The 12,700-nt window shown below is 67.1% G+C and carries 11 protein-coding genes; 3 read left to right on the top strand and 8 right to left on the bottom strand.

Going from position 1 to position 12,700, the window contains the following annotated elements; genetic code table 11:
* Window positions 1-20: 20 nt before the first annotated feature.
* Window positions 21-773: a hypothetical protein gene (locus MKCMC460_RS22400; protein ID WP_238304836.1), complete on the top strand. Its 753-nt coding sequence runs from the start codon at window positions 21-23 to the stop codon at window positions 771-773.
* A gap of 72 nt (window positions 774-845) precedes the next feature.
* Complete coding sequence (locus tag MKCMC460_RS22395) at window positions 846-1,541, top strand: TetR/AcrR family transcriptional regulator (RefSeq protein WP_236977187.1); 696 nt, start codon at window positions 846-848, stop codon at window positions 1,539-1,541.
* An 11-nt stretch (window positions 1,542-1,552) separates the two neighbouring features.
* On the opposite strand, the gene MKCMC460_RS22390 is transcribed toward MKCMC460_RS22395, so the two are convergent.
* A complete protein-coding gene (locus MKCMC460_RS22390) occupies window positions 1,553-3,070 on the bottom strand; it encodes a class I adenylate-forming enzyme family protein (protein ID WP_238304835.1) in 1,518 nt (505 codons plus the stop codon).
* A gap of 224 nt (window positions 3,071-3,294) precedes the next feature.
* Between MKCMC460_RS22390 and MKCMC460_RS22385 the strand changes: the two genes are divergently transcribed.
* The gene (locus tag MKCMC460_RS22385; protein ID WP_238304834.1) at window positions 3,295-3,747 is read left to right on the top strand and encodes an SRPBCC family protein; all 453 of its coding nucleotides are present in this window, start codon (window positions 3,295-3,297) and stop codon (window positions 3,745-3,747) included.
* A gap of 66 nt (window positions 3,748-3,813) precedes the next feature.
* Here the strand turns inward: MKCMC460_RS22385 and MKCMC460_RS22380 are convergent, their stop codons facing one another.
* From MKCMC460_RS22380 to MKCMC460_RS22350, 7 genes are all read right to left on the bottom strand, one after another.
* Window positions 3,814-4,248 carry a Zn-ribbon domain-containing OB-fold protein gene (locus MKCMC460_RS22380; protein ID WP_238304833.1) on the bottom strand — a complete coding sequence of 145 codons (435 nt, stop codon included), beginning with the start codon at window positions 4,246-4,248 and terminating at the stop codon, window positions 3,814-3,816.
* Window positions 4,245-5,429, bottom strand: a complete 1,185-nt coding sequence (locus MKCMC460_RS22375; RefSeq protein ID WP_236977182.1) for a thiolase family protein — start codon at window positions 5,427-5,429, stop codon at window positions 4,245-4,247. Before MKCMC460_RS22375 ends, MKCMC460_RS22380 begins: the two co-directional genes overlap by 4 nt.
* The gene (locus MKCMC460_RS22370) at window positions 5,426-6,880 is read right to left on the bottom strand and encodes an aldehyde dehydrogenase (RefSeq protein ID WP_236977180.1); all 1,455 of its coding nucleotides are present in this window, start codon (window positions 6,878-6,880) and stop codon (window positions 5,426-5,428) included. The genes MKCMC460_RS22375 and MKCMC460_RS22370 overlap by 4 nt, the downstream gene beginning before the upstream one ends.
* The gene (locus tag MKCMC460_RS22365; protein WP_236984326.1) at window positions 6,861-9,353 is read right to left on the bottom strand and encodes a CaiB/BaiF CoA-transferase family protein; all 2,493 of its coding nucleotides are present in this window, start codon (window positions 9,351-9,353) and stop codon (window positions 6,861-6,863) included. Before MKCMC460_RS22365 ends, MKCMC460_RS22370 begins: the two co-directional genes overlap by 20 nt.
* 213 nt (window positions 9,354-9,566) lie before the next feature.
* Entirely contained in the window at window positions 9,567-10,745 is a 1,179-nt protein-coding gene (locus tag MKCMC460_RS22360; RefSeq protein ID WP_236977179.1) for a transporter, read from the bottom strand.
* Window positions 10,746-10,754: 9 nt separating this feature from the next.
* A complete protein-coding gene (locus tag MKCMC460_RS22355) occupies window positions 10,755-11,192 on the bottom strand; it encodes a Zn-ribbon domain-containing OB-fold protein (protein ID WP_236977177.1) in 438 nt (145 codons plus the stop codon).
* 6 nt (window positions 11,193-11,198) lie between these two features.
* Window positions 11,199-12,653, bottom strand: a complete 1,455-nt coding sequence (locus MKCMC460_RS22350; protein ID WP_236977175.1) for an aldehyde dehydrogenase — start codon at window positions 12,651-12,653, stop codon at window positions 11,199-11,201.
* Between the last annotated feature and the right edge of the window lie 47 nt (window positions 12,654-12,700).

The following is a 12,700-nucleotide window of genomic DNA, read 5'->3' as shown; positions in this document are numbered from 1 at the left end:
GCACGACAGGCGCGGCCATGATGACGGAGCGACAACAGCGCGTCTGCATCTGGGGCGGAATCACTTTCGCTCCGTTGTTCTTTGTCGGTTTCTGGCTGCTGGCGGGCTTCATCCCGCCGCCGGCCCCGGGTATGAGCGCCGAAGCAGTAGCGCGGATGTTCGCCGAACACCGAGGCCGGATCCGGGCGGGCCTGTGGGTCGCCACCGCGGCAGCGCCTTTTCTGGCATTTTTCGTCGCGGCCCTGACCCATCAGATCCGTCGGATCGCGGGCAGCGATTCGCCGCTGGCAACGGCCCAGCTGATCGCCGGATCGTGCTTGATCCTCGAGTTCATCTTCCCGCAGCTGGTGTGGCAGACCGCGGCGTACCGGGCTGAGCGCAGCCCCGAGACCGTCCAGATGCTCAATGACCTGGCGTGGTTGCCGTACGTCGGGGTGGTCGGAACCGCGATGGTCCAGATGGCGATCATCGCGATCGTGGTGTTCTCCGATCGTCGCCCACAGCCACTGCTGCCACGCTGGTCTGCCTACCTCAACATCTGGACCGCACTGGGCGTCGCGCCGGGCAGTTTCGTCGTTTTTGTGCACGGCGGCCCCGTGGCCTGGAACGGGATTCTGGCCTGGTGGTTGCTCTGTGTGTCGTTCTTCATCTGGATGGTGACGATGACGTGGCTGATGTTGCGTGCCAGTCGCCGCGCCGAGCGCTCGGCAACTGATGTGAGCGCCGTCGCGGCTGCCAGTGGTCAGGCCGTGCCGAGCGAGGCCAGCAGGTAGTAAACCTGCTGATTTTAGGTTTATCTCGGCCGCGTTGCTGCGTTTGAGCAACCGATGGTCGATAATGTGACCATGCCCCGTCCCTCCAAGCCCTTAATCCGTCGTGACGCCGTAGTGGAGGCGTCGTTGCGCATCATCGATACGGAAGGCTTGGACGCGTTCAGCCTGCCCCGCCTCGCGCGGGAGCTCAATGTGCAAGCGCCGTCGTTGTATCACCATTTCGAGGACAAGGCGGAGATCTTGAAGGCGGTGGCGCGGGCGATAGTGGTCGAGACGCGGTTACCCGACCCTACGTCGGTGCCCAACTGGATGGAGTGGCTTGTGGCGCTGAGTCTGGCGTTTCGTGAATCGATATTGCGGCACCACAATGCGGTGCCGCTGCTGCTGCAGTTCATGCCGCGCGATGTGCTCATCCGCAACTACAACAAGTCCGCGGCGTATCTGATCGAGATCGGCGTGCCGCTGGAGCAAGTGGTGTTGATCATGGATGGGCTGGACAAACTGGTTTTGGGCGCCGGCGTCACCGAAGCGATGCATGGTGACGAGGGCAGGGGGCGCCTATTTGCCAACGCCGATCCGGCCACCGAACCGGTGCTGGTCGCGGCCGCCGCCGCCAATCAGCGATCCGCCACCGGCGTGTTCGCCGAGTCGATTCGTAGTTTCCTGCGCGGCGCGGCGCCGCAGGTCCCCGAGACAGCGCCGCCACCGCTACATTGGAATGAGTTCGGCTCTGCCACTGCGGAACTCAAAGAGCCGACAGCCTCCTGAAACCGGTGGCCTCAGCCGACCGCTTGAGTGTCTGACATCAGCTCGGGGTGAGCCTCGCGGATTTGGCGTCGGGCGATCTTCCCGCTGGCCATCCGTGGTAACGGCGTGTGTTGGATGATGACGTGGCGCGGCACTTTGTAGCCGGCAAGATGTGCTCGACAGTGTTCGATCACTGCTTGCGCAGTCAGGTTCTCTTCGGTGTAGATGACAGTCGCAGGCACCTCACCGAATTTCGGGTCGGACGCCGACACCACGCACGTCTCGAGCACGCCGGGTAGCGCGCTGACCACCGCCTCGATCTCGGAGGGGGCGACGTTGAAACCGCCCGTGATGATGATGTCTTTGAGCCGGTCCACGACGCGAATCCCGTTGGCGTCCTTGATACCAACGTCGCCGCTGTGAAACCAGCCGGCACGCATCGCGGCGGCGTAAGCGTCCTCGTTTCGCCAATACCCCGGCGCGATGCCCGGACCGGACACGATGATCTCGCCGGGCTCGCCGGGCTCGCAGTCGGTGCCGTCGGGCCGCACCACCCGCAGGCGCGTGAAAACCGTTCCATCACCGATTGATTCAGGCCACTGGCCGGCCTGCTCCTTGGGGTTGATGGTGGAAAGCCCCCCCAGTTCCGTCATTCCGTAGGCCTGCTGCACGACGACACCCTTGCTCAGCCAGGACTTCATCGTCGCGATGGGGGCCGGGGCACCCGCGACCGTCGCCAGTTCCAGTGCCGACAGGTCGACCGACCCGAAATCCGGATGGGACGCCATGCGCTCGTAGAGAACAGGTACGCCTGAAAGGATCTGGATCCGCTCGTCGGCGAGTCGGTGTAGCGTGGTCGCGGCATCGAAGCCACGCTCGTAGTAGATAGTCATACCCCGGATCAACGGGTGCAGAATGTGCCAGAGCAGTCCCGGGGCCCCCGACATCGACAGGGTGTAGATGATTCGGGCACCGGGCCGAAGTGCGGGTTCGGTGATGGCCAGGTCCGCGACCAGGTTGAACGTGCTGCGGTGGGTGAAGACGACACCTTTTGGGTGCGAAGTCGTTCCACTGGTGTAGACAATTTGCGTGATGTCGTCCGGCTGCGCCTCCTCGCGGCGCGCAACCGCGGGGCATTGCTGATGACGCAACCCGGTGAAATCCTCTAGACGCCAAAGCTGCGTTGTGGTCCCTTGTCTGGCCGCCGATGCCCGGCTCTGGTGGGCGGCGTCGGCGAGGATCAGGCTGGGGCCGGAGTCGTCGATCAGATAGCGCAGCTCGTCGGGGGTGAAGCGATTGTTGAAGGGGACGACGACGGCCCCCAACTTGAGGGCTCCGATTGCTGCGACGACCCACTCCAGGCTGTTGTCACCGATGATCCCGACCCGCTCCCCAGGACTGAGCGCAGCGGCCAGATGCGTTGCGGCACTGTCGGTCCAGCGATCCAGAGCCGCGTAGTCGACGCTATCCACGCCGTCGAACACGATGGCGGCACGGTGGGGGGATTGCCTCGCCCAATAGCTCAGACCGTCGGTCACCAGTTCGGTCATCGCATGCGCTCTCTCCCTTTGGACAGGTCATGGCGCGGCCGGCCGGGAATCGCCGCCAACGCAAAAACCTTATTTCAGTAGGTTACGACGTGTCAACGATCACAGCCGCATCCTGACGCGGCTCGAACTGTGCGGTGGCGTAACGTCAACTGCCGCCGATCACCCGCGCCCGCCGCAGCAGGACAATCTGGTCGGGACGTTGATCCGCCACCGATCGGAGACCAATGAGCCTCGCCTACGTCAGTTGCACCATCGACGCCGACGTCGACGCCGTGTGGGCGGTTCTCGGCGACTTTCACGGTCTGCCCCGATGGATCGCCCGCATCCGGGCCAGTGAGTCCGAGAACGGTTCGGGCCCGGCAACGGTCGGGTCGGTGCGGAGACTCACCCTTGAGCCCGACGGGCAGACGGCCCGCGAGCGACTGATCGGTTACGACGCCCCGGGCCGCCGGTACAGTTACGAGTTCGCCGACGAGATCCCGTTCCCGGTGTCGACGTATCGCGGAACCGTTCATGCATTGCCGATCACCGAGACCGGGACGACGTTCCTCGAGTGGTACGGCGAGTTCGACTGCGAGCACAACGTTCTCGACGAAGTCACCGCGGTCTTCCAAGCGATCTACACCGAGTTCATCGGCGACCTGAAGCGATACCTGCAAGATCGGGCACAGCTGTAAACGGAAAGGTGCGGGAACGCACGTTTACCGGTGGCTGAACGGATGCAGAGCGAAAGATCCGCAGCCTCACCCAGCATCCGAAGCGAGCTCGAACACCGGTAACACCTCGCAACCCTGTTCGCCTTCTGCTCCATCACCCGAACGTAGAAAGCGCACCCGCACCGGATCGCCGACACTCAGCCGATCGGGCTCGTCGACGAGGAGCCGTACCAACAGCCATGGGCCCTCGGTCAATTCGACGATGGCGGTGACGTAGGGCACCGACGCGGCCAGCGCGGGCAGCGGTGCGCGGTGCACGACGGCCCAACTCACCAGTGTCCCCTCGCCGGTGGCAACCCACGGCTCCAGGTCCGACGAGCCGGTCGTCGGATCGGTGCGCGCCTCTGGGGGCAGGACGGTCCCGGACGGGCCCCGCTTGACCAGCAACTCGCCGCGAGACGCCGCGTCGAAGAACGCGGCGCTGGCCTCGTCCCGCACGACCGCGGGCAGCGTGGCACTCATGCCGCGGCCCCGCGTCGATGCGGGCTGAGCACCAGGGTGGAGTGGTGTTCGAGGATGCCGCCGTTCCCGCTGACCAGCACCACGTCATTGCGGGGGGCTTGGCGTGCTTCGCCGTCGCCGCGCGCTTGGATGATCGCCTCCGACAGCGGAGTCATGCCCCACATGTAGTACGACGACAGTTGCCCGCCGCCGGTGTTGCACGCGAGCTTGCCCCCGGGAGCGAGTCTGCCGTCTGAGACGAACTCGCCGCCTTCCCCTTTGGCGCAGAATCCGTAGTCCTCGAGGGTGACCAACACCGTGTACGTGTAGCAGTCGTACAACTGCGCGATGTCGACATCGTCGACCCCGATGCCGGCCATCCGCATCGCCTGCGGTCCCGACCGCGCGGCCGGGGTGACCAGACCCCACTGCGAGCCGGCCTGCATCCGGCGTGGCGCATGCGCCTGCCCGTACCCCCAGACGTGGACGGGTGGGTGGGGGAGGTCGGCCGCCCGGTCCGCCGCGGTGACAACCACGGCGATGGCGCCGTTGCTGACCAGACAACAATCCAGCAGATGCAAGGGTTCGGCGATCCACCGCGACTCTTGATGCTCCTCGATCGTCAGTGGATCGCGTAGCTGCGCAACGGGATTGCCTGCGGCCCAGGCGCGCTGAGCGACCGCGATCTCGCCGAGCTGCCGCGAGGTGGTGCCGTATGCCTGCATGTGCCGCCGTGCGCACAACGCATACAGGATGTTGGGGTTGACCGCGCCGGAGGCCAGCGACCAGCCGGCCAACCCGCGCGCCGCGGTGCCGGCACTGCCCAACCGATTGGGCGAGCGCCACGACGCGCCCGCCGAGCGGTCGGGCTTCAAAGGCGAGTCCGCAAAAACGCAAGCCACCGTGGTGGCCACGCCGGCTTCGATGGCCTGCACGGCGTGTGCGACCATCGCCCCGGCGGTGGCGCCAAATGCGTTGACCTGGGCCAGCAAATTCAGCTCGCCCAGACTCAACACCGCGGCAAGTCCCACCCCGACGTCCTGCTTGACGCCGGCACTGACGAGCAGACCGTCCAGGTCGCGCAGCCCCAGCCCCGCGTCACCGACCGCCCGCTGGACAGCCTCGGCAGCCAACGCGGTCGACGACCGCCCATAGACCTTGCCCAGCTCCGTCATGCCCAGGCCGACGATGGCTGCGGTCAACGGTTCTCCCTGACCGGGGGCCGGTAGACCGATTTGAGCGCCACGTACGGCGCCAGGCCCTCGGGACCCAGTTCGCGACCCACGCCGCTGGATTTGACGCCGCCGAACGGGCCGACCACGTCCAGGGCGTAGTGGTTGATTCCCACCGACCCGGTGCGCATCCGGGCCGCCAGCGTCGCGCCCCGTTCCGGGTCGGTCGTCCACACCGTGCCACCGAGCCCGTAGTCGGAGTCGTTGGCGATCGCGACGGCCTCGTCGTCGTCGGCGTAGGGCAGCACGCACAGCACCGGCCCGAAGATCTCTTCGCGGGCGATTGTCATCGCGTTGTCGACGTCGGCGAAGACTGTGGGCTCGACGAACCAGCCCACGGATTGATCGGCGGGCGTGCCGCCCCCGGTCGTGAGACGCGCCCCGCCTGCCCTGCCGGTTTCGATGTAATCGAGGACGCGGCCGCGCTGGGCCGCGCTGACCATGGGCCCGATCTGAGTGGCTTTGTCCAGTGGGTCGCCGATGCGCAACGCGCCGACCGTGTCGGTCACTGCGTCGACGATCTCGGCGTACCGCGAGGCGGGTGCCAAGATGCGGGTGGCGGCATGGCAGGTCTGTCCGTTGTTGGGCAGACAGATGTCGGGCAGCGCCGCTACGAAAGCGTCCAGCTCGGCATCGTCGGCGATGATCGCCGCGGACTTGCCGCCCAGCTCGAGCGTGACGGGCCGCAGCAGCCGACCGCAGATCTCGCCGATAGCGCGGCCGGCGGCGGTGGAGCCGGTGAAGGCGACCTTGTCGACCCCGGGATGACTGATCAGGGCGGCACCACTCTCCCGCCCGCCCGGAATGACGTTGAGCACGCCGGCGGGTAGGCCGGCCTCCAGCGCCGCCTCCGCCCACGCGAAAGCGTCGAGGGCGGTTTCCGGCGGCGGCTTGAGGACGATGGTGCAGCCGGCGGCCAGCGCGGGGGCGATCTTCATCGCGGCCAGGCTCATCGGATAGTTCCACGGGATCACCGCGGCGACCACCCCGATCGGCTCGCGGCGGACAGTAACGTGTGAGAGCGCGCCCGGCCGCTCGTCTTCATCGTCGATGTGCTGGGCCAGGCCGGCGTAGTAGTCCAGCGCGATGGACGGAAAGTAGCCGTTGGCGCCCAGGGAAAGCCGGCGTGGCATGCCGTTTTCGCGGCTGACCAATTCGGCGGTGTCCTTGGCCCGTGCTTGCAGCGACGCGGCCATCCGACGCATCAGCTCGGCACGCTCCATCCCGGAAGTGGCCCCCCACGGACCCCGCAGCGCCGCCGCCGCGGCGCTCACCGCAGCGTCGACGTCAGCGGTTCCGGCCAGTGCCACGCTGCCCAGCACCTTGCCGGTAGCCGCTTCCAGCACCTCGGCGGTCGACGCGGACGCGGCCACCCACGTGCCGCCGATGAAGACCGAATGTCTATCCAGGCTGATGCTCACGGGCGAGTCCTTTCCGTGCCGGCTGAGCCCCGGCGGCTTTCTCGGCTTGCCGGGGTGAGGTGGATTCGTCGATCGGCGGCTGCAGCACCCCGGCATCCACCAGGCGGTCGATCTCGTCAGCGTCCAGGTGAAGCAGCGACGCGCAAATCTCCCGCGTGTGCTCGCCGGGAGCGGGGGCCGGACGCAGCTCCGGGTCCGGAATGGTGGAGAAGCGGGCGATGCGCGCCGAGGCCGGTATGGGACTCCTCAGCAAAGGGTGATCCAGGGTGTGGAAGGAGTCCCGCGCCACTAGTTGTGGGTGGGTGAGTTCGTCGGGCAGGCGCACCATCGCCGCAGCCGGAACCCCGACGGCCTGCAGCTTTTCTTCTACGTCGACAGGGTCGTGCGCTGCGGTCCAGCCGGCCAGTCGCTCCTCGATCCGCTCGCGCTGGGCGGCGCGCCCGGCAAAAGTGCTCAAGGCCGGATCGTCGGGTAGGCCGGTCACCGCGGCCAGTGCCCGCCAATCGACGTCGTCGCGCACCGCTATCACGCACCATTCGTCATCACCGGCACAGGGAAATACCCCGGCCGGCGCCAGACCGGCTCGATGGTTTCCTTCGGCGTCGACACTGCCCGGCTGACCAGAGGCGATGGCCTTCGAGGCCAGCGCCAGAGTGGGACCCAAGGCATACACGGCGACGTCGGCCTGCGGCACCTCGATTGACTGGCCGCGCGCGGTTGAGCCGCGCCCGATGATCGCCGCGAGCGCCGCGACCGCCGCGGCGTGCCCGGCGACGTGGTCGGGATATACCGTCGAACCGTCGCAATAAGCGCTGGGCTCATCGGGATTCGCGTCGGTGTCTCGCCACAGCGCCGACAGTCCGCAGGACGCGCGCACCAGCGGCCCGTAACCCATCCGGCTGCGCCACGGGCCGCGGCTGCCGAATGCGCTGCTGTCGGTGACGACGATGCGGGGGTTCACCCGGGCCAGTTCGGCGTGACTGAACCCGAGCGTTTCCAGCGTGCCGGGTTTGAAGTTCGCGGAGACCAGGTCCGCCTGGGCGGCGAGCTCGCGGAAGAGGCGGGCTCCCTCGGGATGGCGCAAGTCGAGACCCAGGCCGCGTTTGTTGCGGTGTCCCCAGGCGAAGGACGCGTTCATGCCGCCCCCCTTACGGGTCTGGCGTAGGCCGTCGGGGAACGCGGAGTTCTCGACCTTGATGACGTCGGCACCGTGGTCTGCGAACAGGCGGCCGAGTTCGGCGCCGAAGACGATCACACCCAGGTCGAGCATTCGCAGGCCGCTCAACGGCGCTGCCCCACGCGGCAGCGCCGGCAACCCGAGGTCGTGGTCGGGTCGACTCGAGCGGGCAGCGGTCAGCAGGTGATTGTGCTCGCCGGGTCGTGGGGCGCGGCGAACTAACCCCGCTCGGGCGCGGTCGACGAACACGAAACCGGACGGCACCGTCGCTCGCAGGCCGTCGGCGATGTCGGCCTCTACCAGCGTGCCGGTTTCGGAGAAGTGGTCGCTGGCCAGCACTTCATCGACCGTCAGCACGCCGGCGATCGGGATGCCCCGGGCGGTGCCTTCGGCGACAAGCTCATCGCGGGTGCGGTCGGCACAGAGTGCGGCGATGAGCGGATTGAGCCGGTCGGAGGCCGCGAAGCGGGCGGGGATCGCGTCGTACCGCGGGTCGGCGAACTCGGCGGGCTGGCCCAGCCAGTTGAACATGGCACGCCATTGCCGAGCGGCCAGCAGGCAGATTCGGACGTGCCCGTCGGCGCAGGTGTAGATCGGGTAGTAGTTGGCCGCATCGGGTCTGCCTCGGGGAAAGGTCTCCGATCGGCCGGCGGCCGCGGTGCCCTGCGATCCGAAGCCCGGGTCGAACCCGTGGACCACCGTTTCCAGCGCCGAGACGTCCACGTGCTCGCCCTCGCCGGTGCGCACCCGCTTCACGTACGCCACCAGCGCCGCAAACGCCGCGTTCACGCCGACGGTCAGCGACACCACCCCCCGGGGCTGCAGCAACGGTGTGCCGCCGGGTGGCCCCGACCGTGACAAGACACCGCCGGCGGCGGCGAGCACATCTTCGGTGGCGACGCGATCACGGTATGGGCCGGTGCGCCCGAAGTCGGTGATCGACACGACCACCAGGGCGGGGTTCGCCTGCAGCAGCGCCGCCGATGTCAACGCGTGGGTCTCCAGCTGCTCACGGCTGAACGACTCCAACAGGATGTCGGCGTCGGCGGCGAGATCCAGCAATGCGGATCGCCCGGCGGGATCGTCGAGGTCGAGGACCACCCCGAATTTGTTGGCGTTGCGCAGCGCGAACCCGAAGTCGTCGCGGCGTCCCGGAGAGCCGCCGGGTGGCTCGATGCGGATGACTTCGGCTCCGAGGTCGGCCAGGATTCGGCCGCACCATTCGGCGGCGTCCTCGGTGAGGTCGAGGACGCGCAATGTGCTTAGCGGTAAGCGTGACTCGGAAATGTGGGACATCTGGGACATCGGGGGGATTGATGTCAAGACGGTCCCTTTCTGTTGCACTGAACCCCGAGCGTGGTAAGAAACCCAGAGCGCAAGACGCGGCGCTCCGCGATCCAGGCCGCCGGCAGCCCAGCTCGGGATGCCGCGGGTTGCGCCCGACAATTTGCCTAATGCTAGTAGGTTTATCCGTGTGGGGCAATAAGCCTGTCTGCCGACGCGCCGGAGTCAAAGGGTGTCGGCACTGCCCAGCAAAGCGGTGGACACGACGGGATCGCCGGGCCCGCCGGTCATCAGCGACAGCGCGGCCCCGGGAACCTGATTGGTGGAGGTGCCGCGGATCTGGCGTACGGCTTCGTTCACCAGACTCATGCCATGGATGAAGCCTTCGGCGAGGTTGCCGCCGGAGGTATTGATCGGCAGCGCACCACCGGGAGCGATGAGGTTGTCGAATCGGATGAACTCGGCGGCGTCTTGCAGGCTGCAGAAGCCGTGCTCGATGATCGCCGATACGCCCATGCCGGTCATGTTTTCGTAGATCTGGGCCACGTCGACGTCGCCCGGGCCGAATCCGGTTTCGGCCCACAGCCTGTCCGCGACACCCTGGAAACCCGCCGACCAGTACGGGTTCTGGTTCTCTTCGCGCATGCCCCAGTCGCGGGCCGCACCCATCGGTGCGCCGAGCAGATAGGCCGGCGGCTGGCGCAGCTGGGCGGCCCGCTGCGCGGAGACCATGATGACCGCGACCCCCGCGTCGTTTTCGCGCGAGCAATCGAACAGCCGGTAGGGCTCTGAAATCCATCGCGACGACGCGTATGTCGATTCGTCGAGTTCGGTCCCACGCCCGACAGCCGCGGGATTGCGCTGCGCGTGAAAATACGACGCCAAAGCCATGTCGCGGAACGTGCGTGCCGGTACTCCTTCGGCCTCGATCAGCCGCATCGAGCGCATTGCGCACATTTGGGCGGGCCCGTCCAACCCGTTGACCAATTGCTGAGCCGGGGTGTCGTCCTGGGCGACGTCCAGCCGCAGGCGTTGTCCCCCCGTTTCGGACATCGCGCGGTACACCGCGACCACCTCGGCCTGCCCGGTTACGATCGCGGTCGCGGCCAGGCCCAACGCCCCTGGGATACCGCCGCCGTGGGTCCAAACGAGTGCCCCGAACCGGAGCTCTTTGGTGTTCAATGCGGGCATCATCCGTTGCCCGTCGTTGCGTTCGGCGCCGTAGGAGACGAATCCGTCGATATCTGCCGGATCGATGCCGGCGTCGTCGCACGCCGCCACGATGGCCCGCAGTGCCAGCTTCAGCGCGGGCTGTCCGGAGGTTCCACGTTTGTAGAACGGTGTCTGGCCGATGCCGACGACCGCCGTTGTGCCACGCAGCATCGTGTTGATCGACGTGCTCATTGCGGGTTCTCAGTCTCCGGTCAGTTCCCAACGAATTGTCGCGTATCCCTTGGCTTTTGCCGATGGCGCGTCGATCTTTCCCCGGACCGGCGAGCCGATGCGCAAGTGCTCCTCAGCGCCATCCAACACGCCGGTGACTCGGGCGCCACCGGCAGCGGGAATCTCGGCCAGGACAACGACGTAGGGGAGGTCGGGGGAGCGTTCGGTGGTGCGGTCGAAGGTATACCAACACCGCGTCCACGCGTACACGGCGCCGACTGGATCGACGGGTTCCCAGTCCAGTTCCCAGCCGCCGCACTGCCCGCAGCGAAAGTGTGCGGGCCAGACCCAGCGTCCGCAGTCCGCGCAACGGGGAAGCTCAAAAACGCCTTCTTCCAATGCTTCCCAGTACCGGTCGTCGGCGCCGATGCCGCCGGAGATGCGGTGGGTGCGGAAGCTGTACTGCATACTCGTTCAGCTGAACATTGCGGCGGTCGGCGCGTCGAGATTGACGGTTTTCAACTCGTAGTAGGCCTGCACGGCTTCGGGTCCGGTGTCGCGGCCGATGCCGGAGTTTTTCACCCCGCCGAAAGGCGCTTCGATGTTGTACACGAAGGCATTGACGCTGAACGTCCCGGTACGCACTCGCCGAGCGACGTCGGCCGCGCGGGCCGGGTCGGTCGTGAAGACCGCGCCGTGCAAGCCGTAGTCGGAGTCGTTGGCGATCGCGATGGCCTGCTCCAGGTTGTCGTAGCGCAGGACCGCCACCACCGGCCCGAAGATCTCCTCGCGGCAGATTCGCATGGAGTTCTCCGCGCCGGTGAAAACGGTGGGTTCGACGTAGAAGCCTTTTTCGAGGCCGGCGGGAATCCCACCGCCGGTGGCGATCACGGCGCCTTCGTTCTTGCCGGCCTCGATGTAGGACAGCACCCGGTCACGCTGGCGTGCCGAAACCAGCGGCCCCATCGTGGTGGCGGGGTCGAACGGATCGCCGACGACGAACGATTCGGCGGTCGCCACCAACGCTGCGGCGAATTCGTCGTAGCGACTTGCCGGCAGCAGCACCCGGCTGTAGGCCGCGCACACCTGACCGGTATTGAAAAAGCAGCCCATGGCCAGACCGGTCATGGTGGCAGCGATGTCGGCGTCGTCGAGAACGATTGCCGCCGATTTACCGCCCAGTTCCAGCTGTAACCGCTTGAAGCTGCCGCCGCACTCCCGGCCGATCTCACGGCCGGCCGCAGTGGAGCCGGTGAAGCTGACCTTGTCGATCCCGGGATGCGCGACCAGGGCGGCCCCCGTCTCGCGGTCTCCGGTGATCAGGTTGAACACCCCCGCAGGCAAGCCCGCCTGAGTGAATGCCTCGGCGATGAAGAATGCGTCCAGCGGCGTCTCCGGGGCCGGCTTGTAGACCACGCTGCACCCGGTCACCAGGGCCGGGATGATTTTGGCGATGGCCATGTTGAATGGCCCATTCCACGGAGCGATCGACGCCACCACGCCCACCGGTTCCTTGATCACCGCTGCAGCGCAAGTTTGGGTCTGCCTGACCTCGCTGACCGGATCGGCCTGTGCCGCCTGCAGGAAGAAGCGGCCCGTGTCCAGCGCGCCCGGGATCTGGATTCCGGCGATGCTGACCGGCAGGCCCATCTGCGCGGTGACGAGTCGGCTGATCTCATCGATGCGCGAGCCGAGCAACTGCAGCGCGCGCTCCAGTACGTCGGCCCGCTCGGCCACGGTCATAGCCCGCCAGGTGCCCTGGTCGAACGCGGTGCGGGCGGCCTGCACCGCGGCGTCGACGTCGTCGACACCCGCGTCGGGTACCTGCCCGATCACCTCTTCGGTGGATGGGCAAACGACACTGATCCGCCCCTTCGACGCGGGTTTGCGCCACTCGCCACCGACCAGCAATTCTTCATGCACGTGCACGCGGTCTCCTGCTTTCTCCCCGGACCACACTCTGCCGAGTGTCACTT

It is taken from the genome of Mycobacterium sp. 20KCMC460 (assembly GCF_022179425.1).
Lineage (GTDB): Bacteria > Actinomycetota > Actinomycetes > Mycobacteriales > Mycobacteriaceae > Mycobacterium > Mycobacterium kiyosense.
The sequence above is the reverse complement of the archived record's forward strand: the minus strand, read 5'-3'. Positions and strand labels throughout refer to the sequence as shown.

Coding starts and splice junctions, on each gene's coding strand:
- MKCMC460_RS22400 (WP_238304836.1), top strand. CDS start 21: ATGACGGAGCGACAACAGCGCGTCTGCATCTGGGGCGGAATCACTTTC.
- MKCMC460_RS22395 (WP_236977187.1), top strand. CDS start 846: ATGCCCCGTCCCTCCAAGCCCTTAATCCGTCGTGACGCCGTAGTGGAG.
- MKCMC460_RS22390 (WP_238304835.1), bottom strand. CDS start 3,070: ATGACCGAACTGGTGACCGACGGTCTGAGCTATTGGGCGAGGCAATCC.
- MKCMC460_RS22385 (WP_238304834.1), top strand. CDS start 3,295: ATGAGCCTCGCCTACGTCAGTTGCACCATCGACGCCGACGTCGACGCC.
- MKCMC460_RS22380 (WP_238304833.1), bottom strand. CDS start 4,248: ATGAGTGCCACGCTGCCCGCGGTCGTGCGGGACGAGGCCAGCGCCGCG.
- MKCMC460_RS22365 (WP_236984326.1), bottom strand. CDS start 9,353: ATGTCCCACATTTCCGAGTCACGCTTACCGCTAAGCACATTGCGCGTC.
- MKCMC460_RS22360 (WP_236977179.1), bottom strand. CDS start 10,745: ATGAGCACGTCGATCAACACGATGCTGCGTGGCACAACGGCGGTCGTC.
- MKCMC460_RS22355 (WP_236977177.1), bottom strand. CDS start 11,192: ATGCAGTACAGCTTCCGCACCCACCGCATCTCCGGCGGCATCGGCGCC.